The sequence below is a fragment of the Paenirhizobium cremeum genome, assembly GCF_047553425.1.
Classification (GTDB): Bacteria; Pseudomonadota; Alphaproteobacteria; order Rhizobiales; family Rhizobiaceae; genus Allorhizobium; species Allorhizobium cremeum.
The window spans coordinates 2,495,549-2,517,624 of sequence record NZ_CP180217.1 but is presented as its reverse complement, the minus strand read 5'-3'; the positions used below and the strand labels follow the sequence as shown (position 1 = coordinate 2,517,624).

Genomic DNA, 22,076 nt, shown 5'->3' with positions numbered 1-22,076 from the left:
TGGTTTGAGCGCGTTGACCGATCCACGGAGGCTCCGAAAGCCAGGCCGGCGTCCGAATATCGAATCCCGAAGCACCTTTTTTAGGCAGGATTTTCTATTGCCTCAAACTCCATTATGCATTAAACGAATTGATATAGATCAATGCTGCAATTTGCGCATTATGGGTTGGCGATGGAAATCAAGCAGCTCGAAGTCTTTCTTGCGGTCATGTCGGCGGGCAGCATCACTGCCGCGGCGCGCCTTCTGGACCGTTCGCAATCCCAGGTGACACGGCTTGTCCAGGAACTGGAGGCTTCCGTCGGGTTTCCGCTCTTCGAACGGAACGGCCCGCGCATCACGCCGACGTCCAAGGCCATTGCCTTCCATGCCGATGCGGAACGTTTCCTGACCGGCATCGGCCAGTTGCAGGAGCGGGCGAAGACGATTGCGTCCGCGGAGCTGGGGCCCATCGAGATTGCCGCGATCCCGGCTTTCGCGAGCGGCCTTCTTCCCCTGGCGCTGGCCGAGATGCCGGAAAGCCTGCTTCCCCGCAACATCCATCTGCGCAGCGTTTCGGCCGAGGCCGCGGTCCAGTCCGTCCTTGCCCGGACGGCTGATCTCTGTGTTGCGTCGCTGCCGGTCGAGCATCCCGGTCTCGAGGTGCATGGCCTCTTCCAGTCGCCTTGCGTGGCGGCGGTCGCGGTGGACGATCCTCTGGCCGCGAAGGCGACGATTTCCATGGATGATTTCGCCGATCGCTGCCTGATTACCATGGCGAATCCCTTCCGCCTGCGCCGCCGCGTCAACCATGCGCTCGAGGTTGCCGCTGTCCGGCCGTCGCGCATCGTGGACACCAATGCCGCGCTCAATGCGTTGCAGCTCGCGGCGACAGGCTTCGGCATCGCGATCGTCGAGCCCGCGACCGCCTACGGCGTCGAGCTGAAGAATGTCGAAATTCGCCCCCTGGACATGAATGTCCCGTTTCTCTGGGGGATTTTCTCGGCGGCCTCCAGGCCGCTTCCGGATGGTGTCCTCGAACTCATCCAGTTGATTATCAGGATTTCAGCCGCCCGCATGCCCGGTTTTATCGCGCATGATCCGGGTCATATCGAACGCGTTGCCGATGCCACGTTCGGCGCCGGCCAACAGGCACAGGAGCATTGATCTTGAACGTCCAAGCCAAGCAGCCGGCGACGGGTCTCGCAGGTCTCGAAAGCAGACTCGCCGACGACCTTTCGCTCCTCGAGCTTCCTCCCAAGGAGTGGGTGCCGGCGACCGAATACGATGGCAAGCGTGTCTATGACGCCGTCGTCATCGGCGCCGGCATGTGCGGGCTGGTGGCGACCGCATCGCTGAAGATGCTCGGTATCCACAACGTCGTCTGCCTGGACCGGGCTCCGCAGGGGCTCGAAGGGCCATGGGTCACGTTCGCGCGCATGGAGACGCTGCGCTCGCCAAAGCAACTGACGGGCCCGGCCCTCGGCCTGCCGTCGCTGACTTTCCGCGCCTGGTATGTGGCGCAGTTCGGCGCGGAGGCCTGGGAAGCGCTTGGCAAGATCCCGAAAGAACAATGGATGGATTACCTGGTCTGGTATCGCAAGGTGCTCGACCTGCCCGTTCGAAACCGCATCGCCGTCACCGGCATGGCGCCGGTCAACGACGAACTGATCGCCCTCGATGCCACCAACCTGTCCGATGGAGAGAATGAGCGGATATACGCCCGGCATGTCGTCCTTGCGACCGGCCGCGACGGTCTCGGCGGTGGCTACGTGCCGGACTTCGCAAACGGTGTGGACCGCAAGTTCTGGGCGCATTCGGCCGACGCCATCGACTTTGAGGCACTGAAGGGAAAGCGCGTCGCCGTGATCGGTGCCGGCGCTTCGGCCATGGACAATGCCGCGACGGCTCTCGAAGCAGGGGCCGCCGGTGTCGACATGATTATCCGCCGCAAGGAGATGCCGCGCGTCAACAAGTTCACCGGCATTTCAAGCCAGGGCGTCGTGCAGGGATTTGCGGGCCTGAGCGACGACTGGAAGTGGAAATTCATGGACTATGTGCTGGGAGCCCAGACGCCGCCGCCGCGGGACTCCACGCTGCGGGTCTCGCGCCATCCCAATGGCCGTTTCTTCCTGGCGACGGGGGTGCGCGGTCTGCATGAGAAGGGCGGCCGGGTGGTCGTCGAGACCAGCCGCGGGGACCTGGAATACGACTTCGTGATCTTCGCGACCGGTTTCCGTGTGGACCTTAATGCGCGGCCGGAGCTTCACCATTTCGCACCCTTCATCCAATTCTGGCAGGACACATACGTTCCCGCAGAGGGCATGGAAAACGGCGAACTCGCGACGTCGCCCTATCTCGGTCCCGATTTCGAGTTTCTTGAAAAGGTTCCCGGAAGCTGCCCGTCGCTGCGTCTTGTTCATTGCTTCAACTACCCGGCCTCGCTCAGCCACGGCAAGCTGTCGGGCGATATCCCGGCCGTCAGCGACGGCGGACGCCGGCTGGCGCGCGGCATCGCCCGCAGCCTCTTCGTTGCGGACCGCGAAACCCATTTCGCCAATCTCGTGGCCTACGAGACGCCGGAACTGCTCGGCGACGAGTGGACCGATTCCGCCTCGATGCTCGACGATCTCGCAAAGGGTGCAGCGGAATGAGAGACACGGTTCCTAGCGCTGCGGGGCCTTGCCCATGAACCGCTACCTGGCAGTCAAGCTCGGAGAAGCGCTGCTCGCCATATGGGGGGTGGTGACCATCGTATTCTTCGTCAGCCGCGTGCTGGGCGACCCTGCGGTGCTGCTGCTTCCGGTCGGAGCCGACCAGCAGGAGATCGACGCCCTGCGGGTCTCCCTCGGTCTCGACCGGCCGATCCTCGAACAATACGCCCTGTCCATGTTCGCGATGTTGCGCGGAGACTTCGGCATCTCCTTCCAGCATAGCCGTCCCGCCATGGACGTCGTTCTCGAACGCATGCCGGCGACCGTCGAGCTTGCCGGGACCGCATTGCTGTTCGGCACGCTGATCGGCGCCGCCGCCGGCGCGGTGGCTGCCCTAAGGCGCGGCACCATCTCCGAATTCATCGTGATGATTGCTGCCCTGCTGGGGCAGGCGACGCCCGTCTTCTGGCTCGGCATCATGCTGATCCTCGTCTTCTCGGTTGATCTCGGCTGGCTGCCGACCGGCGGCTCGGGCACGATCGCCCATCTGGTCCTGCCGGGGCTGACGCTTGCGGTGTTCGTCTCCGCCTCCATTGCCCGGCTTTTGCGGTCGTCGTTGCTCGATATCATGCGCGAGGACTACGTCCGTACCGCCCGCGCCAAGGGCCTTATGCCGCGCACGGTATTTTTCTGGCATATCGCGCGGAACGCGCTGATCCCTGTTGTCACGATGATCGGTATCATCGCCGGCGAGCTGCTCGGCGGTTCAGTGGTCATCGAGACGGTGTTCGCTTGGCCGGGTGTGGGGCGCATCATCATGCAGGCGATCCAGGCCCAGGATTTCCCGGTCATCCAGGCGGGCGTCGCTCTCGTCGCCGCCATCTTCATCCTCATCAATCTGCTGGTCGACCTGCTCTACGGCGTGCTCGATCCGCGCATCAGCCGGCAATAAGGGGGCTGTCCATGAAGTCCTTCTTCCTCGCCCTCCTGAAAAGCCGCGCCGGACTGTTCGGCTTCGTACTCGTCGTCGTCTTCGTTCTGGCCGCGCTGTTTGCGCCCTATCTCGGCCTGCCGGTCCCGACGCGCTCCAACCTCGTCGCCCGCATGGCGCCACCCACCTGGACGGGGCTTTTTTCGCCGGGCGCCCATCCGTTCGGCACCGACGAACTCGGCCGCGATATCCTCTCGCGCATCGTGTACGGGAGCCGGGTGACGCTGACGATCGCCACGGCCGCTGTCGTTCTCGGCGGCATCGTCGGCACGCTTCTCGGCATCGTCGCCGGCTATTATCGCGGCATGGTCGATCGGGTGCTGATGCGCATCGTCGATATCCAGCTCGCCCTGCCTCTCATGCTGCTCGCGCTTCTGGTGATCGCGGCGCTGGGACCATCCACCACCAACCTTGTCGTCGTGCTCGCGCTGACAAGCTGGCTGCGCTACGCGCGCATCATCCGCGGCCAGGTTCTGGCGCTCAGAGAGAGGGAATTCATCCTTTCCGCGCATGCGATCGGGGCCGGGACCTGGCGCATCATGATTAAGCATCTCCTGCCGAACGTCCTGACGCCGGCGCTTGTGGTCGCGACGCTGGAGCTTGCCCGCATCATCATCATGGATGCGGCGCTGTCCTTCCTCGGCCTCGGCGTCCAGCCGCCGAACCCAAGCTGGGGCCGCATGCTGGCCGATGGCCGCGTCTACATCTCGACGGCCTGGTGGATCGTCACCTTTCCGGGCCTGGCGATCCTTTTGACCGTGCTGAGCGTCAACCTCCTGGGAGATTGGCTGCGTGACTATTTCGATCCGAAATTGAGGACCATGCGATGAACAAGATATCCCCATCCAGCCTGCCGCCCCGCGTCGGACGCCTCAATGCGGGCATGGCGAAGCAGGACGTCGATGTCATCGTGTCCTTCAAGCCGGAGAACAGCTTCTATTTCACCGGCTTCAACCCGATCATCTATTCGCATCCGGTGATCGCCATCCTTGCGCGCGACCGAGACCCGATCATGCTCGTGCATGCGCTGCGCGACGATCATGGCCGGGCGAGCGCCTGGGTGCCTGACATCCGCCTCTACGGCGCATGGTCCACCAAGGTGACAATGGGGCCGAACTGGCAGGATGCGCTCGCCTCCATTCTCGGCGATCTGGGTGTTGCCGCGAAGACTGTCGGGATCGAGGAGGAGTTCATTTCGATCCAGCGGCTCGCTCAGCTTCGCAAGGCCCTGCCGGACGCGGCGTTCACCGATGTCAGCCCTCTCATAGACCATTGCCGGCTTATCAAGGACCCCGACGAGATCGCACAGGCGCGCATCGCCGCGAAGATCGCCGACCTTGGCATGGATACGGCGGTCGAGACGCTGGCGGCAGGCGGAACGGAGCGGGACGTCGCGATCGCCTCGATGCATGCGATGAACAGGTTCTGGGCGGAAAACTATCCCGATGTGGAAGTCTGCGATTTCGGCTCCCTGGAGGGCGGCGCTCAGAACGGCCTCTGGACCTGGGTACTCTCCGGCCCGCGCATGTTCTTCAATTGCGACAACCCCACCCAGCGCAAGCCGCAGCGAGGCGAAGCTGTCTCAGTCCTTATCTGGACGATCGCCAACGGCATCCATGCGGAAAACGAGCGGACCGTGGCCATGGGACCGCTGCCGGAGGTCAACCGTCGGGCGCTCGACGCCATCCTCGAAATCCGCGAGGAGGTTGACGCGATCATCAGGCCCGGCGTCCGCTACAGAGATCTGTTCGAAAAAACCCGCGAAGGCCTGACGAAACGCGGCTACGGCGCCAATATTCCCGGCCGCATCGGTCACGGCATCGGGCTCGGCGCCCACGAGCACTCATCGCTCGATGCCAATTCGTCGTTGGTGCTGGAGCCGGGCATGATCTTCACCTTCGAGCCCAATATCCGTGTGCCCGGCATTTGCGCCACGCAGATTTCCGACACGGTACTCATAACCGAGACCGGCCGTGAATACCTGACCCGCTCCGCCGGCGGTTACCTGGAGGTCTGAGCGTTCCATGGCTCCGCTGCTCGAAGTCCGCAATCTTACTGTCGCGTTCGATACGCCATCCGGCACGGTGCATGCCGTCAACGATGTGTCCTACACACTTGAGGAGGGCGAGACCCTCGGCATTGTCGGCGAATCCGGTTCCGGCAAAAGCGTGCATGCGCTTTCGATGGTCGGTCTGATTGCGACGCCACCGGGCCGTATCGTCCGCGGCGAGGTGATCTTCAACGGTCGCGATCTGCTGAAACTCTCGCAACGCGAACTTTTCGACTTGCGCGGCAAGGAGATCGGCTTCGTCTTCCAGGACCCGATGACCTCGCTCAATCCGGTGCTGACGATCGAGCGGCAGATCGCCGAGCCGCTGCGCCGGCACTTCGGCATGTCGACGAGCCAGGCGCGGACGCGGGTGATCGAACTTCTCGAACTGGTCGGCATTCCCGATGCCGCCCGCCGTGCCCGACAGTATCCGCACGAATTCTCGGGCGGCATGCGCCAGCGGGTGATGATCGCCATCGGCATTTCCTGCAACCCGAAGCTCCTGATCGCCGACGAGGCGACGACGGCACTCGACGTCACAGTCCAGGCGCAGATCCTCGATCTCGTCCGCGAGCTGAAACGCAAGACCGGCACGACCGTCATCTGGATCACCCATGACATGGGCGTGGTCGCCGGACTGGCCGATACCGTGCAGGTCATGTACGGCGGCCGCATCATGGAGCGCGGCCCGGTTCGCTCCGTTTTCCACGATCCGCGCAGTGCCTACACCTGGGGCCTTTTGAAATCGCTTCCACATGGCGGCCGGCGCGGTGTCAACCGACTCTATCAGATTCCGGGCAATCCGCCCGATCTGACGAAGGAACCGGTCGGCGATCCCTTCGCGCCGCGCAATCCCTTCGCCACGGAGCGATGCAAATCGGAAACGCCGCCGCTGGTCGATGCTGCCGACAGCACTCCCGGCCACCGGGTGGCGGCATGGTACGACCTGCGTGCCGAGCTGGCGCGCATGGAGGCGCAGGCATGACCGAGCATCACGCGTCCGCTCTCGTTTCCGTCAACCAGCTCTGCAAGGCCTATGGTGGCAGAGGGGGAATGTTTGGGTCTTCGACAGTTGCGTTCAAGGCGGTCAACAATGTCAGCTTCGACATTGCGGCCGGCGAGACGCTCGGTCTCGTCGGCGAATCCGGCTCGGGCAAGAGCACGACCGGGCGGGTGCTGCTTCAGCTCGAGGCACCGACGAGCGGCGACATCCTGTTCAGGAACAAGAACATCACCGGTCTTTCCAAGGCTATGCTCAAGCCCTACCGGCGCGACATGCAGGTCATCTTCCAGGACCCTTACGCCTCGCTCAATCCGCGCATGACGGTCGGTGAATTCGTCGCCGAACCGCTCGATGTGCACGGGCTTGCCGGCGCGCGGTCGGAGCGGCAGGACCGGGTCGCCTCGCTCTTCAGGAAGGTCGGCCTCGACCCCTCGTTCATGAAGCGCTATCCGCACGAGTTTTCCGGCGGGCAGAGGCAGCGCGTCAATATCGCCCGGGCAATTGCGCTCAATCCGGCCTTTATCGTCGCGGACGAGCCGATCACTGCGCTCGACGTGTCGATCCAGGCGCAGATCGTCAACCTGTTCCAGGATCTGCAGGACGAACTGGGGCTGACCTACCTCTTCATCGCGCATGACCTGTCGATGATCCGCTACCTCTGCCATCGGGTCGCGGTGATGCTCCGCGGCCGTATCGTCGAAATCGGCCCCTGCGAAGCGATCTTCGAGAATCCGCAGCATCCCTATACGAAGGCGCTTCTTTCGGCGATCCCGGTTCCCGACCCGGATATCGAGCGCAACCGCCGGCCCGTCGCTTTCGATGTCAATGCCAACCTGCCGCCTGAGGAGGCCTCGCTACAGGCGGTCGGAAATCGGCACTTCGTTTTGAGAGGCTAGGCGCAATGCACCTGTTCGCGACCCATTTCGGAACCTATGAGGTCGGCTTTGGCGCGAACGGGAAACCGCTGCTCATGCCTTTCCGGCATGACCCCGATCCTTCGGAAATGGGGCTCGGTTATCTGGCGCTTGCCGATCATCCCGAGCGAATTCGTGCGCCCATGGTGCGGCGTTCCTGGCTGGAGAATGGACCGCTGGCCGGCATGGGTGTCGGTCGGGGCCGGGAGGAATTCGTCGCGGTGGACTGGGACGCGGCCGCAGGACTGGTCGCAGATGAATTGCGTCGCGTGCGCTCCACTTACGGGAACCAGGCGATTTTCGGCGGCTCCTACGGCTGGGCGAGCGCCGGCCGTTTCCATCATGCGCAAAGCCAGCTCAAGCGGCTTCTCAATCTCGCCGGCGGCTTCACGTCTTCGGTCAACAGCTATTCCTACGGCGCGGCCGGCGTGCTTTTGCCGCATATCCTGGGAAGCGACTATAAGGACGCCTGCGATACGGCGCCGTCCTGGAACGACATTGCAGAGAATTGCGAACTGCTCGTCGGTTTCGGCGGCTTCCGGCTCACCAATGCGCAGGTCGAGGCGGGCGGCACCGGCAGCCATCGCGCGGGCGAGTGGCTGAGACGCTGCCAGGAAAGGGGCGTCCGCATCGTCGTGTTCAGCCCGACGGCGAGCGATGCGCCGCCCGGGCCGAATGTGCGCCACATCCCGCTCCGTCCGAACACGGATGTGGCGGTCATGATCGGCATGTGCCACACGCTGCTGGACGAGGGATTGTTCGATTGTGAATTCCTGAAGCGCTGCACCACGGGCTTCGGAGAGTTCGAAAGCTATCTGATCGGGGAGAAGGACGGCATTGCCAAGGACGCGGCCTGGGCGTCGGCAATCTCCGGCGTGCCGGCCGATACGATCATCGAAATCGCCGAAGACCTGCACGACTATCGCAGCCTGATTAACGTTGCCTGGTCGCTACAGCGCGCCCGCTTCGGTGAACAGCCGTTCTGGGGCGCGATCGCGCTCGCTTCCATGACCGGTCATGTGGGCAGGAAGGGGTGCGGTTTCGCCTTTGGACTGACCGCTGTCAATTCGGTGGGCCAGCCGGTGCGCCGGCTGAAAGGTCCGGCATTCGATCAGGGAAAAAATCCCGTTCGCCATTTCATTCCGGTGGCGCGTATCACGGAGCTTCTCGAAAATCCGGGCGGGCGGATCGACTACGACGGGCGGGTCCTCGGACTGCCCGATATCCGGCTCCTCTGGTGGGCGGGCGGCAATCCGTTCCATCATCACCAGGACCTCAATCGCCTTGCGGAAGCCTTCCGGCGCCCGGAAACGGTGATCGTCACGGAGAATATGTGGACTGCGACCGCGAAGATGGCGGATATCGTGCTTCCATCGGCCTTTCCCTTCGAGCGGGACGACGTCGTGGCCTCTTCACGCGACAACTGGCTGGTCTACAGCCGACGCGTCATGGAACCTCCGGAAGGGGTGCTTGCCGATCACGAGGCCTATTGCCTGATCGCCGACAAGCTCGGCTGCTGCGAGGCCTTCGATGAAAACCGCTGCATCGACGACTGGCTGGCGCACATCTATGAAGGCTATCGCGAGCGATACCCCGAACTGCCCGATTTCCCGTCCTTCCGCTCGCGGGGCTTTGCGGTCCTGGACGAAGGGGAGGAAGCGCCGGCGCCCGCCGATCACTTCCAAAGTTTTCGGGACAACCCCAAAGCGGTGCCTCTGAAGACGCCGAGCGGCCGCATCGAGATTGCCTCCGGCACGATCGGCAGCTTCGGTTATCCCGATATCGGCCGGCATCCCGCATGGATGGAGCCGGAGGAGTGGCTCGGCGCGCCGCTTGCGTCGCAATACCGGTTCCATCTTCTTTCGCCTCAGCCCGCGTACCGCCTGCATGGACAGCTCGAATACGGTCCCGCAAGCCAGGGCGCCAAGCTGAAGGGCTGCGAACGGGTGACGCTGAGCCCCCTGGATGCGAAGGAGCTCGCCGTCGAGGATGGCGATCTTTGCGAACTCTACAACGAACGGGGCCGCGTGATCGCAGCCGTGACGATCGATGAGGGCGTGATGCCAGGTGTCGCCGTCCTGCCGACCGGCGGTTGGTTCCGCCCGGATGGCGACGGCGTCGATCATGGTGGCAATCCGAATACTTTGACGCCGATCACGGCCGCCTCCCGCCTGTCTCAGGCGACCGCACCGAATTCCTGTCTGGCTTCGATCCGTGCATGGCGCGGACCGGGACCGGAACAACAGCATGAGGACTTGATGCATGGACCAGATTGATATCCTGTCGGGGATAAAGCCGGATTCCGAACTGTACCGGATCCGCCGCGAGCGGCCGGACTATGTGGAAGGGACGGAACTGTGCCGCCAGACGGTGCTGGAGCCCAACCACGGATTCGGCATCGGCCATCCCATGCGCGCAGCGCTCGCCGCCCGCATGGCGCGGCTGATCGGCCGGAACGATCTGGCGCAGAGCTATGACCTGATGCTCGAGGAGGCAGGCAGCGACGAAACGCTCGCAGCGATCGCCTCCGCCGGCGAACTGCCGTCGGATGCTGATATTTTCACGCAGGCGCTCGTCCGCCATGCCGACCTTGTTACCAAGACGCCACGCGATAACACCAGAAGCGATATCGAGCGTCTCGGTGCCGCCGGACTGTCGAACCCGCAGATCATCGCACTTTCGGAACTGATCGCCTTCGTCAATTTCGAGGCGCGGGTGATCGTCGGCCTGCAAGCGTTGGAGCTGGTGGCATGAGTGCGTCGCGCTTCAAGGTCAAGGCGCTCGCCTGGGCGCCCTATATCGAGCCGGTCGATGTGGCGACCGCTTCGGAGGAGCAGCTTGCGGCCATGCAGGTGACACCTTCCAACACCAAGGTGTCAGCCTATGTGCGCACGCTCGCGCACGATCCGGAATCCTATGTGGCACGGACGAAGCTCTTCAATGCCATCATGTATGCCAAGGGGGGGCTCGACCGGGCCGAAAGGGAACTCGGCGCGCTCGTCGCTTCCGCCGTCAACCGCTGCGTCTATTGCGCCTCCGTCCACGCGCGACGCTACGTGGAGCTTTCCGGCCGCTCCGATGTGATCGAGGAAATCTACATGCGCGGTCTCGACGGTCCATTCGATCCGAAGATCCAGGCGATCGTCGATTTTTGCAGGACGCTGTCGCAGACGCCCGCGCAGGTCGGCAGGGATCAGGTGCAGGCGCTTCGAGACCACGGCCTTTCGAAAGCCGAGATCGTCGACCTCATCCACTCCGCCGCGATCTTCGGCTGGGCCAACCGCCTGATGCATACACTTGGTCATTCGACACCGGTCGAGGGCCGATAACACGAACGAGGAGAACACCATGAACGCCATATCGACCGCAAACGCTCCAGCCGCGATCGGGCCCTATTCGCAGGCTGTCCGGCATGGAGATCTGCTGTTCGTTTCCGGGCAGCTTCCGATCGATCCGTCGACCGGCAATTTCAATTCCGACGATGCCGTCGAGCAGATGAAGCAGTGCCTGAAGAACATTGCCGCGATTGCCGAAGCGGCCGGCACCGACCTGTCGAAGACGATCAAGACCACGATCCTGCTGACCGACCTTTCAGGTTTTTCGGCCATCAACGAGGCCTATGGCGCTGCCTTTTCCGCGCCCTATCCGGCGCGCGCCACCTTCGAGGTCTCCGCTCTGCCGAGGGGCGCCAAGGTCGAGGTCGAGGCCGTCATCGCCATTCCCGCAAAGGCCTGACCCATGTCGGAGACTCAATCCTGTCCGCCGGTGATGCGGCTGCCCGAAAGCGAGGATCGGGACTGGGCGCGGCACGCGATCGGCATCCTGCAGGGTGACGGTCGCCGCTCGGCCGACACCCATCTGGTCAACCCTGTCTTCAAGGGGCTGAAGGGCATCTCGATCTACCTGAAGGACGAGTCGACCCATCCGACCGGCAGCCTGAAGCACCGGCTCGCCCGTTCGCTCTTCCTCTACGGGATCTGCAACGGCCGAATCCGGAAGGGGACGACGCTGGTGGAAGCCTCGTCCGGCTCCACCGCGGTCAGCGAGGCCTATTTTGCCCATCTTCTGGAACTGCCTTTCATCGCGGTGATGCCGCGCTCGACCAGCCGCCAGAAGATCGAGGCGATCGAGCGCTTCGGCGGTCGCTGCCATTTCGTCGAAAGCCCCGGCGAGGTCTATCACGTCGCCCAGCACCTGGCAGAGGAGGCTGGAGGCTATTATCTCGACCAGTTCACCTATGCGGAGCGGGCGACCGACTGGCGCGGCAACAACAACATCGCCGAGAGTATCTTCGAGCAGATGCAGGCGGAGCGCCATCCGCATCCGGCCTGGGTGGTGATGAGTGCCGGCACCGGCGGCACCTCGGCGACGATCGGACGCTATATCCGCTACCGGAATTTCCCGACAAGGCTCTGCGTCGTGGATGTCGAACACTCCGCTTTCTACGATGCGTATTGTTCCGGCGACGTGAACGTTACCTGCGAGAGGCCCTCGCGCATCGAGGGAGTCGGACGGCCGCGGGTCGAACCGTCCTTCATTCCGGGCGTCATCGACCACATGATTAAGATCCCGGATGCGGCGTCGGTTGCAGCCATGCACGTCCTGTCGGAGCGGCTGTTCCGGCGGGTCGGCGGTTCGACGGGCACCAACTTCTTCGGCCTGTGCTGGATCGCCGGCTGCATGATGGCGGCAGGCGAGGAAGGCTCGCTGGTCTCGCTCATCTGCGACAGCGGCGACCGCTACACCTCCACCTACTACAACCCCGATTGGCTGAAGGAGAACGGCATCGACATCGAACCCCACAGGCAGATGATCGAGACCTTCCTCGATACCGGAAAGTTCGATCCGATTATTCTCAAGGATACGCGATAGAGGAAAGTCCGTTCCTTGCAGGCAAGCATAACAGCATGAAAAACAATAATATTCTCAAACCAGAAGGAGACGGAACATGGACTGGAAACTGATATCTACGGCGGTCGCCGCCGTTTCATTGAGCGCCTTGATGTCGACCACGGCGCTGGCCCAAGGCAAGACGGTGACGATTGGCATCACCAATACGGTCAACACGTTCGATCCGCACATGACGGCATCGGTGGGCACCGATCTCAGCCTGCTCAGCCATATCTATCCGTCGCTGGTGCTGCGAGCCCCGGACATGAAGATCGTGCCGTCGCTGGCCACCGAATGGAAGAGCGTCGACGACCTGACCTGGCGGATCACGCTGCGGTCGGACGCGACGTTCAATGACGGTGAGAAGATCGATGCGGAAGCCGTGAAGTGGAATTTCGACCGCGTGCGGGATCCGGCGCTCAACGCCCGTATCAAGGCCTGGTTCACGCTGATCTCGGACGTCAAGGTCGTCAGCTCGACCGAGCTCGAGATCAAGACGAGCGCGCCCTATCCGGCGATGATCGAGCAGCTCTCGATGTTCTTCCTTCTCCCGCCGAAGTGGGCGGCGGAGCACAAGCCGGCAACCGAGACGGCGTCGGGCGGCCCTTATGTGCTCAGTTCGGTGAAGCCGGGCGAAAGCTTCACGCTCGATGCCAATCCGCAATACTGGGGCGGGAAGCCCGATTTCGATCAGGTTGTCATCCGCGTCATCCCCGAACCGGCGAGCCGCGTCGCGGCCCTTCTCGCCGGTGAAGTCGATTTCGTGAATTCGATTCCCACCACCGAAATCCAGCGCATCAAGGATAATGGCAGCGCCCAGGCCGGCGCCGTGCCGAGCACGCGCACCGTGTTCATCAAGTTCAACACCACGAAGCCGCCGCTCGACAACAAGCTGTTCCGGCAGGCCCTCAACTATGCGGTCGACAAGGAAGGCATCATCAAGGCCATCTTCGACGATCAGGCCGAGATCGCCGGCTGCGGGGTGATGTCGAAGAGCTATTTCGGCTTCAATCCGGATCTCAAGCCTTATCCCTACGATCCGGACAAGGCGGCCGAACTGCTGGAGCAGGCAGGCGGCGCTCCTTCGGAACCGATCGAGTTCGATGTTCCGAGCGGAACCTATCTCAACGGCGGGGAGGTGGTGCAGGCCGTCGCCAGCCAGCTCGAGGAGATCGGCGTCAAGACGAAGATCGTCGAGATGCAGTTCAGCGCCTACATGGACAAGTATCTGAAGGCGAAGGATCTTGCCCCCTTGAGCCTGCTCAGCCAGGCCTGGCCGACGATCGATGCCGACGGTCTCCTGACCCTGTTCGCGCCGGGCAACATGTACGCCTATTGGGACAATGCGGATTTCGGCAAGGCGCTGGCGGAGGGCCGCTCGACGATGGATAAGTCCAAGCGTCAGGAGGCCTACAAGAAGGCGACTGAGGTCATGTGCGACGAGGCACCTGCGCTTTTCCTCTACACGCAGCCCGCAACCTTCGGGATTTCCAAGCGCATCACCTGGACGCCGCGCGGCGACGACTGGGTCCGAGCCTTCGACATGAAGCCTGCCAATTGACGATCCCGCGTCCCGCGCCCCTTTGGCGCGGGATGCCTGCTTGCCAGATCGGGGACAATCCATGCCGACAGTGACTCTGAACAACGCCACCTTCGTTTACGACGAAATCGGCGATCCGGATGCGGAAACCATCATCGCGCTACATGGGGGAAGGGGCATCGGCGACCGCCGCGGCGAATACAACGCCTACAAGCCGCTGTCGGACAAGTATCGCCTGATTGCTTACGACCAGCGCGGATGCGGCGAGACCAGTCTGACTCCGCCCTATACATTCGAGCAATTGGCGGATGACGTCGAAGCCTTTCGTGTGAACCTGTGCGGCGGCCGCAAGATCATTCTCGAGGGCGGTTCTTTCGGCGGCATGATCGCGCTGACCTATGCCGTCAAATATGGCCACAACCTGTCCCGGCTTATCCTGCGCGGCACGGCGGCGAGCTACCATCACGAGGACGACGCCATGGTGGTGTTCAATGAACGCCTCCACAAGGCGTCGAGCGCCTCGCTTTCGATGCTCGAAAAGATGTTTTCCGACAAGGTCAAGGACGATACGGAGCTTCGTCTCATCTGGCTCGCTCTGCAGCCGCTCTATTACGAGAAGTTTGATCCGGACGCAGCGCTGGAACGGACCCGCACCATGCACCTGCATGCGGAAACCCATAATGCGCTTTTCAAGGAACGGCTCTACGACCTGCGTGATCGCCTCAAGGACATCCCTGTGCCGACGCTGGTTATCTGCGGTGCGGAGGACTGGATCTGCCCTCCCAACCATTCCCGGTTGATCGCGGAGCGAATCCCCAAGGGGGAGCTTCTTGAAGTGCCGGGGGCGAACCATGCGGTCCATGCCGAAGCGAATGTCACTGTCATTGCGGCGATCAGGACGTTTCTGGAGCGGACCGCTTCAGAACAATGACCGTGGATTGCTTCGTTTCCTCTCCCGGTTTGCTCTGAAGCCGGGTGGGGAATTCACCTCTACCTGCTGGGTATGGCATTCCGGACGGATCGGCAGGTGTTGAGGTGGCCGGACAATAACCACCACAGGCGCCCGGTCTCTTCCTGATGCGCTTTCCATCACGCCTTTGTTCAGCCATGCGGTCGGCGCTCGGAATCCCGAGGCTGTCGGCTACCCCCTTGAACAGCCCCCAGCGTGCCAAAGCCGCCTCCGATGAGGAAGCCTGAAAAGCCATGACGTTTCAACGTGCTTGAGCGTGATCCGACATGATCCTGGCAGGGGCGGCGAGGTGTTGGAACATCCATTACCCGGCCTGGCCGAGGCTGCCGCAAGTGGCGCGGACGGGATAAAAATCATGTCCGAAGCGACATTTCGCTTCGCAGTACGATCTATTGAACGAAACGAATAGCCTCTAGGCTGGCCCGGTTTTCAGACTTTCAACGCGGATTTTCAGGCCTTTCGGGGCGTTCGCAAGACCGGAGATTTTTCATGAAGAGCCATGCCAGGGTCGTCGTCATCGGCGGTGGTGTCGTCGGATGTTCGGTGCTCTATCATCTCACCAGGTTCGGCTGGACGGATGTCGTGCTGCTGGAGCGCTCGGAGCTGACATCCGGCTCCACATGGCATGCCGCCGGTGGCATCCATACGATCAACGGCGATCCCAACGTCGCCAAGCTGCAGAAATATACGGTCGAGCTTTACAGGGAGATCGAGGAGTACTCCGGCCAGGATGTCGGACTTCACCTGACCTCCGGCCTGATGCTCGCGGCGACCCAGCAGCGTTTCGAATGGCTGAAATCCGTCCTCGCCAAGGGCAAGTATGCCGGCATGGACGCCGAACTGCTGACGGCGAAGGAGGCGGCCGACATGATGCCGCTGCTCGATCCGAGCCATTTCGTCGGCGCGGTCTACGATCCGAACGAGGGCCATGTCGATCCCTACGGCGTCACCCATGCCTATGCGAAGTCCGCGAAGAAGAACGGCGCGGAGATCTATCTGCACACCCGGGTCGAGGACCTCGTGCAGCTGGAGGACGGCACCTGGCGCGTCATCACCGACAAGGGCGAGATCCGCGCCGAACATGTCGTCAATGCCGGTGGCCTGTGGGCGCGCGAGGTCGGGCGCATGGTCGGGCTCGAACTGCCGGTGCTGGCCATGGAACACATGTATCTCATCACCGAAGACATGCCCGAGGTTATCGAATACAACCGCAAGACCGGCAAGGAGATCCAGCATTGCGTGGACTTCGACGGCGAGATCTATCTCCGTCAGGAGCGCAACGGCATGTTGATGGGCACCTATGAGAAGGCCTGCCGTCCCTGGTCGCCGCTTACCACCCCGTGGGATTTCGGCCATGAACTGCTGGCCGAGGATCTGGAGCGCATCGCGCCCGAGCTTGAGGTCGGATTTCGCCATTTCCCGGCCTTCAACAAGGCCGGCATTAAGAAGATCATCAACGGCCCGTTCACCTTCTCGCCTGACGGCAACCCGCTCGTCGGTCCGGTTCGCGGCATGACCAATTACTGGTCGGCCTGTGCGGTCATGGCCGGCTTCAGCCAGGGCGGCGGCGTGGGCCTTGCGCTTGCCAACTGGATGATAAACGGCGATCCGGGCTTCGACGTCTTCGCCATGGACGTTTCCCGCTACGGCGACTATGCGACGCTCGCCTATACCAATGCCAAGGTTCGCGAGAACTATACCCGCCGTTTCTCGATCCGCTTCCCGAACGAGGAGCTGCCGGCGGCGCGTCCGCTGCTGACCACCCCGATCTATGACAGGCTGAAGGCGGCGGGCGCCGTTTTCGGCGCGTCCTACGGTCTCGAAACGCCGCTGTGGTTTGCGCCCGAAGGCGTCGAGGACACGTTCTCCTGGCGTCGTTCGACCGATTTCGATTCGGTCGGCGCGGAAGCCAAGGCCGTGCGGGCGGGCGTCGGCCTGATGGAGACCTCGGGCTATGCCAAATATTCCGTTTCCGGCGACGGCGCGCGCGACTGGCTCGACTGGCTGCTTGCGGGACGCATTCCCCCGGCCGGGCGGATGGCCTTGACGCCGATGCTGAACGAGGCCGGCAAACTGATCGGCGATTTCACCGTCGCCAATCTCGATGAAGAGGAGTTCCTCGTCATCGGCTCGGGCATTGCCGAGGACTACCACATGCGCTGGTTCGCACAGCATCTGCCTGACGATGGCTCGGTTGAGGTCAATTCGCTCGGTCTCGGCCTTGTCGGTCTCTCCATCGCCGGGCCGAAAGCCCGCGACGTGCTGGCGAAGCTGACCCATCTCGATGTCTCGGACGCCGCTTTTCCGTTCATGGACATTCGCGAGATGGACCTCGGCATGGCGCCGGCGGTTGTCGGTCGTGTCAGCTATACTGGCGATCTCGGATACGAGATCTGGGTTCGCCCGGAATATCAGCGCTATCTCTTCGACGCGATCATGGATGCCGGAACGGAGTTCGGCATCCGCCTGTTTGGCGCGCGCGCCCTCAATGCGCTCCGGTTGGAAAAATCCTTCGGCAGCTGGTCGCGCGAATACCGGCCGCTCTACGGGCCGCTGGAGGCCGGCCTGTCGCGCTTCGTCGCGCTCGGCAAGGAAGCCGTTTTCATCGGCAAGGACGCGGCTCTGCGGGAGAAGGCGGAGGGAGGAAGCCTGCGGCTCAGGACCTTCGTGGTTTCGGCGAAGGACGCCGACGTCATCGGCGACGAGCCGATCTTCCATCATGGCGAGGTGAAGGGCTGGGTAACGTCAGGCGGTTTTGCCCATGCCAGCGGCGTTTCGATTGCGCTCGGCTATGTTCCGAAGGAGATCGCGGACGAGATCGAGGGCTGGTCGATCGAAATCCTCGGCGAGGAACTTCCGGCCCGGCTTCAGCCGCTGCCTCTGTTCGACGCCGACGGCTCGCGCATGCGATCCTGAACCGTGGCGACTATTCCTTTAGGGATAGACGACAGGGCCGCATCGCTGCGGCCCTGTTCATTTCAGAGGCATTTGATGCCGCTTTTTTGATGAAATTGATTTCGTTTGCGCCAAATTGTGAGCAAATGGCAATAAAATGCGCGATGCCCGGCTTTTAGGCTTCACATTTGCGGACAAAACGCTATGGATTTTCTCCATGTTAAGAACCCGTAAGGGCAACATACAAGAGGCGCGGGAAGCACTCGGACCGCGCCCGGGGGATTGGTAATGGAGTACTTCGTCCAGCAGCTCATCAACGGGCTGACTCTTGGATCCATCTATGGCCTTGTCGCAATCGGCTACACGATGGTTTACGGCATCATCGGCATGATTAACTTTGCCCATGGTGACATTTTCATGCTCGGCGGCTTTGCCGCTCTCATCGTCTTCCTCATCCTGACATCGTTTTTCGCCGGCATCCCGGTTGCGCTTGCGCTATTAATCATGCTGGTGATCGCGATGCTGATGACAGGCCTGTGGAACTGGACCATCGAGCGCGTCGCCTATCGGCCGTTGCGCGGTTCGTTCCGTCTGGCGCCGCTGATTACCGCAATCGGCATGTCGATCGCGCTTTCCAACTTCATTCAGGTCACGCAGGGTCCGCGCAACAAGCCGATCCCGACGCTGGTCAACGATGTCTATCATTTCGGCGCGATCACCATTTCGCTGAAGCAGCTCATCATCGTCGCCATCACGTCGGTGCTGCTGTTCGCCTTCTGGTACATCGTCAACAAGACGCCGCTCGGCCGCGCCCAGCGCGCCACCGAACAGGATCGCAAGATGGCCGCGCTGCTCGGCGTCGACGTTGACCGGACGATTTCCATCACCTTCGTGATGGGTGCAGCCCTCGCAGCCGTCGCCGGCACGATGTACCTGATGTATTATGGCGTGGCATCGTTCAACGACGGCTTCATTCCTGGTGTCAAGGCGTTTACCGCGGCCGTTCTCGGCGGTATCGGTTCGCTTCCAGGCGCCGTTCTCGGCGGTCTTCTGATCGGCCTCATCGAGTCGCTTTGGTCCGCCTATTTCAGTATCGCCTACAAGGATGTCGCAACCTTTGCCATCCTGGCGTTCGTACTGATCTTCAAGCCCACGGGTATTCTGGGCCGGCCGGAAGTCGAGAAGGTCTGATCCCATGACGAATTCTGCAAACGTGACCGGCACGTCTCAACCCGGAACCCTTGCGCGCGCGCTCAAGGAAGGCCTTTTCGCAGGACTTCTAGCGCTCGGCCTGTTCATCCTCTACGTCGGTATCAAGACCGATCAGGACATCAACAATGCCCTGATCTGGTATCCCCGCTGGGGCCTGCTGGCGATCTTCGTTGCGATTGCGGCGGTTGGCCGCTTCCTGGTCGTCGGCTTCTTCCATCCTTGGGCCCGCGCCCGCAAGGAACGCCGCGCCCAGGTGCCGGTGCACGAGATCGAGGCAAAGCCCTCCTTCTTCCACCAGCATTTCCTGAAGATCGCGCTTCTGGCGCTGCTGCTCTATCCGCCTGTCATCATCGCGCTGACCGGGCTGCAGGGCTCGCTGAAATACGTCGACAATTTCGGCATCCAGATCCTGATTTACGTCATGCTGGCCTGGGGTCTCAACATCGTCGTCGGTCTTGCCGGACTGCTCGACCTCGGTTACGTGGCCTTCTATGCGGTTGGCGCCTATTCCTATGCGCTGTTGTCACAGCAGTTCGGCCTGTCCTTCTGGGTCCTGTTGCCGCTTTCGGGTATTCTCGCCGCCTTCTGGGGCATTATCCTCGGCTTTCCGGTGCTGCGCCTCAGGGGCGACTACCTGGCCATCGTGACGCTCGCCTTCGGCGAAATCATCCGCCTCGTCCTCATCAACTGGACGGATGTGACCAAGGGAACGTTCGGTATTTCCGGCATCCCGAAGGCCACGCTGTTCGGCATCAAGTTCGATGCGTCTGCTACCGGCTTTGCCAAGATGTTCGGTCTGCCGATGTCGTCGGTCTATTACAAGATCTTCCTGTTCTATCTTATCCTCGCCCTCTGCCTGCTCACGGCCTATGTCACCATCCGTCTTCGCCGGATGCCGATCGGCCGGGCCTGGGAAGCGTTGCGTGAGGACGAGATCGCCTGCCGTTCGCTTGGCATCAACACGGTGACGACCAAGCTTACCGCTTTCGCCACCGGCGCGATGTTCGGCGGTTTCGCCGGCTCCTTCTTCGCGGCACGCCAGGGCTTCGTTTCCCCGGAAAGCTTCGTCTTCTTGGAATCGGCTGTCATTCTCGCCATCGTCGTTCTTGGCGGCATGGGCTCGCTGACGGGGATCGCGGTCGCGGCCATCGTCATGGTCGGCGGCACCGAGCTCTTGCGCGAGATGGAATTCCTGAAGCACGTCTTCGGGCCCGACTTCACGCCGGAACTCTATCGCATGCTGTTGTTCGGCCTCGCCATGATCGTCGTCATGCTGTTCAAGCCGCGCGGTTTCGTCGGCTCGCGTCAACCGACCGCCTTCCTCAAGGAGAGCAAGGCCGTCTCGGGAAGCTTTACCAAGGAAGGTCACGGCTGATGACTTCCGGAACCACTACGATGACGAACGACACGATCCTCAAAGTCGAACATCTCTCGATGAAGTTCGGCGGCCTGATGGCCATCAACGACCTGTCCTTCGAAGCCCGGCGCGGCGAGATCACCGCGCTGATCGGCCCGAACGGTGCAGGCAAGACGACGGTGTTCAACTGCATCACAGGCTTTTACAAGCCGACGATGGGTATGATTACGCTCCGCCAGAAGTCGGGCAGGGAATATCTTCTCGAACGCCTGCCGGATTTCGAAATCACCAAGCACGCCAAGGTCGCGCGCACCTTCCAGAATATCCGCCTGTTCTCGGGGCTGACGGTACTGGAAAACCTGCTTGTCGCCCAGCACAACGCGCTGATGAAGGCGTCGGGCTATACCGTGCTCGGATTGCTTGGCCTGCCGGCCTACAAGCGGGCGGCGGCCGATGCGATCGAGAAGGCGAAATACTGGCTGGAGAAGGCTGAACTCGTCGAGCGTGCCGACGATCCGGCCGGCGACCTTCCCTACGGTGCCCAGCGGCGCCTGGAAATCGCCCGCGCCATGTGCACGGGGCCGGAACTGCTCTGCCTCGACGAGCCGGCCGCAGGCCTCAACCCGAAGGAATCCCTGGCGCTCAACGCGCTTCTGCGCTCCATCCGCGACGAGGGAACCTCGCTGCTGCTGATCGAGCACGACATGTCGGTGGTCATGGAAATCTCCGACCATGTGGTGGTGCTCGAATACGGCCAGAAGATCTCGGACGGCACGCCGAGCGAAGTTAAGAACGACCCGAAGGTGATCGCCGCCTATCTGGGTGTCGAGGATGAAGAATTGACCGAAGCGATTTCCGAGGTCGAAGCCGTTTCCGGGAGTGAAGAGTAATGGCCGGTGAACTGCTTCTCAAAGTACAGGGTGTCGAAACCTATTACGGCAACATCCGGGCGCTCGCTGGGGTGGACGTCGAAGTCCGCCAGGGTGAGATCGTCAGCCTGATCGGCGCGAACGGCGCCGGAAAGTCGACGCTGATGATGACGATCTGCGGCAGCCCGCAGGCGCGCACAGGCACGATCACCTTCGACGGTACGGATATCACCAAGATGCCGACGCATCTGATCGCCCGTCGCCGTATCGCCCAGTCGCCGGAAGGACGTCGCATTTTCCCGCGCATGACCGTTCTGGAAAACCTCCAGATGGGGGCAGGCCTCGACAACCTCAAATATTTCCATGAGGACGTGGAGAAGGTTTTCACCATGTTCCCGCGCCTCAAGGAGCGCCAGAGCCAGCGTGGCGGCACGCTGTCGGGCGGCGAACAGCAGATGCTCTCCATCGGCCGTGCGCTGATGGCGCGTCCGAAGCTGCTTCTGCTGGACGAGCCGTCGCTCGGTCTTGCACCGCTGATCGTCAAGGGCATCTTCGAGGCGATCAAGAAGCTGAACCAGGAGGAAGGCCTCACCGTCTTCCTCGTGGAACAGAACGCCTTTGCCGCGCTGAAACTTTCCGACCGTGCCTATGTCATGGTCAACGGCAAGGTGACGATGAGCGGCACGGGCAAGGAACTGCTCGCGGATCCTTCTGTCCGCGCGGCCTATCTCGAAGGCGGCCACCACTGAGCGGGC

19 protein-coding genes are annotated in these 22,076 nt (G+C 62.3%); all 19 read left to right on the top strand.

The annotated features are described in order from the left end of the window. Positions 1-171 precede the first annotated feature (171 nt). Positions 172-1,143, top strand: a complete 972-nt coding sequence (locus tag ACLBKR_RS12475; protein WP_244710063.1) for a LysR family transcriptional regulator — start codon at positions 172-174, stop codon at positions 1,141-1,143. Beyond that, positions 1,143-2,630, top strand: a complete 1,488-nt coding sequence (locus ACLBKR_RS12470) for an NAD(P)-binding domain-containing protein (protein ID WP_414901786.1) — start codon at positions 1,143-1,145, stop codon at positions 2,628-2,630. Before ACLBKR_RS12475 ends, ACLBKR_RS12470 begins: the two co-directional genes overlap by 1 nt. A gap of 34 nt (positions 2,631-2,664) precedes the next feature. Then, positions 2,665-3,582, top strand: a complete 918-nt coding sequence (locus ACLBKR_RS12465; protein WP_113447571.1) for an ABC transporter permease — start codon at positions 2,665-2,667, stop codon at positions 3,580-3,582. 11 nt (positions 3,583-3,593) lie between these two features. Further along, a complete protein-coding gene (locus ACLBKR_RS12460; protein ID WP_112828558.1) occupies positions 3,594-4,451 on the top strand; it encodes an ABC transporter permease in 858 nt (285 codons plus the stop codon). Continuing rightward, on the top strand, positions 4,448-5,638 hold the full coding sequence (locus ACLBKR_RS12455) for a M24 family metallopeptidase (RefSeq protein WP_414899384.1): 1,191 nt from the start codon (positions 4,448-4,450) through the stop codon (positions 5,636-5,638). The genes ACLBKR_RS12460 and ACLBKR_RS12455 overlap by 4 nt, the downstream gene beginning before the upstream one ends. Positions 5,639-5,645: 7 nt before the next feature. Next, on the top strand, positions 5,646-6,656 hold the full coding sequence (locus ACLBKR_RS12450; RefSeq protein WP_112828556.1) for an ABC transporter ATP-binding protein: 1,011 nt from the start codon (positions 5,646-5,648) through the stop codon (positions 6,654-6,656). Then, a complete protein-coding gene (locus ACLBKR_RS12445) occupies positions 6,653-7,570 on the top strand; it encodes an ABC transporter ATP-binding protein (RefSeq protein WP_414899383.1) in 918 nt (305 codons plus the stop codon). The genes ACLBKR_RS12450 and ACLBKR_RS12445 overlap by 4 nt, the downstream gene beginning before the upstream one ends. A gap of 5 nt (positions 7,571-7,575) precedes the next feature. Further along, complete coding sequence (locus tag ACLBKR_RS12440; RefSeq protein ID WP_414899382.1) at positions 7,576-9,864, top strand: molybdopterin-dependent oxidoreductase; 2,289 nt, start codon at positions 7,576-7,578, stop codon at positions 9,862-9,864. Continuing rightward, positions 9,851-10,342 carry a CMD domain-containing protein gene (locus ACLBKR_RS12435; RefSeq protein WP_113424580.1) on the top strand — a complete coding sequence of 164 codons (492 nt, stop codon included), beginning with the start codon at positions 9,851-9,853 and terminating at the stop codon, positions 10,340-10,342. The genes ACLBKR_RS12440 and ACLBKR_RS12435 overlap by 14 nt, the downstream gene beginning before the upstream one ends. Beyond that, a complete protein-coding gene (locus ACLBKR_RS12430) occupies positions 10,339-10,917 on the top strand; it encodes a peroxidase-related enzyme (protein WP_113340584.1) in 579 nt (192 codons plus the stop codon). The genes ACLBKR_RS12435 and ACLBKR_RS12430 overlap by 4 nt, the downstream gene beginning before the upstream one ends. A 19-nt stretch (positions 10,918-10,936) precedes the next feature. Next, complete coding sequence (locus ACLBKR_RS12425) at positions 10,937-11,323, top strand: Rid family detoxifying hydrolase (protein ID WP_113437072.1); 387 nt, start codon at positions 10,937-10,939, stop codon at positions 11,321-11,323. A gap of 3 nt (positions 11,324-11,326) precedes the next feature. Continuing rightward, entirely contained in the window at positions 11,327-12,460 is a 1,134-nt protein-coding gene (locus tag ACLBKR_RS12420; protein WP_112828550.1) for a PLP-dependent cysteine synthase family protein, read from the top strand. 76 nt (positions 12,461-12,536) lie between these two features. Further along, positions 12,537-14,039: an ABC transporter substrate-binding protein gene (locus tag ACLBKR_RS12415; protein ID WP_113447567.1), complete on the top strand. Its 1,503-nt coding sequence runs from the start codon at positions 12,537-12,539 to the stop codon at positions 14,037-14,039. A 61-nt stretch (positions 14,040-14,100) separates the two neighbouring features. Then, positions 14,101-14,949 carry an alpha/beta fold hydrolase gene (locus ACLBKR_RS12410; protein WP_113340580.1) on the top strand — a complete coding sequence of 283 codons (849 nt, stop codon included), beginning with the start codon at positions 14,101-14,103 and terminating at the stop codon, positions 14,947-14,949. Between the two features lie 528 nt (positions 14,950-15,477). Then, the gene (locus tag ACLBKR_RS12405) at positions 15,478-17,904 is read left to right on the top strand and encodes an FAD-dependent oxidoreductase (protein ID WP_113340579.1); all 2,427 of its coding nucleotides are present in this window, start codon (positions 15,478-15,480) and stop codon (positions 17,902-17,904) included. 267 nt (positions 17,905-18,171) lie between these two features. Beyond that, the gene (locus ACLBKR_RS12400) at positions 18,172-19,074 is read left to right on the top strand and encodes an ABC transporter permease subunit (RefSeq protein WP_112828546.1); all 903 of its coding nucleotides are present in this window, start codon (positions 18,172-18,174) and stop codon (positions 19,072-19,074) included. A 4-nt stretch (positions 19,075-19,078) separates the two neighbouring features. Then, entirely contained in the window at positions 19,079-20,470 is a 1,392-nt protein-coding gene (livM, locus tag ACLBKR_RS12395) for a high-affinity branched-chain amino acid ABC transporter permease LivM (RefSeq protein WP_113424587.1), read from the top strand. Beyond that, positions 20,470-21,342, top strand: coding sequence for an ABC transporter ATP-binding protein (locus ACLBKR_RS12390; protein ID WP_112828544.1), 873 nt, complete (start codon positions 20,470-20,472; stop codon positions 21,340-21,342). The genes livM and ACLBKR_RS12390 overlap by 1 nt, the downstream gene beginning before the upstream one ends. After that, on the top strand, positions 21,342-22,070 hold the full coding sequence (locus tag ACLBKR_RS12385; RefSeq protein WP_112828543.1) for an ABC transporter ATP-binding protein: 729 nt from the start codon (positions 21,342-21,344) through the stop codon (positions 22,068-22,070). The genes ACLBKR_RS12390 and ACLBKR_RS12385 overlap by 1 nt, the downstream gene beginning before the upstream one ends. Positions 22,071-22,076: the final 6 nt, after the last annotated feature.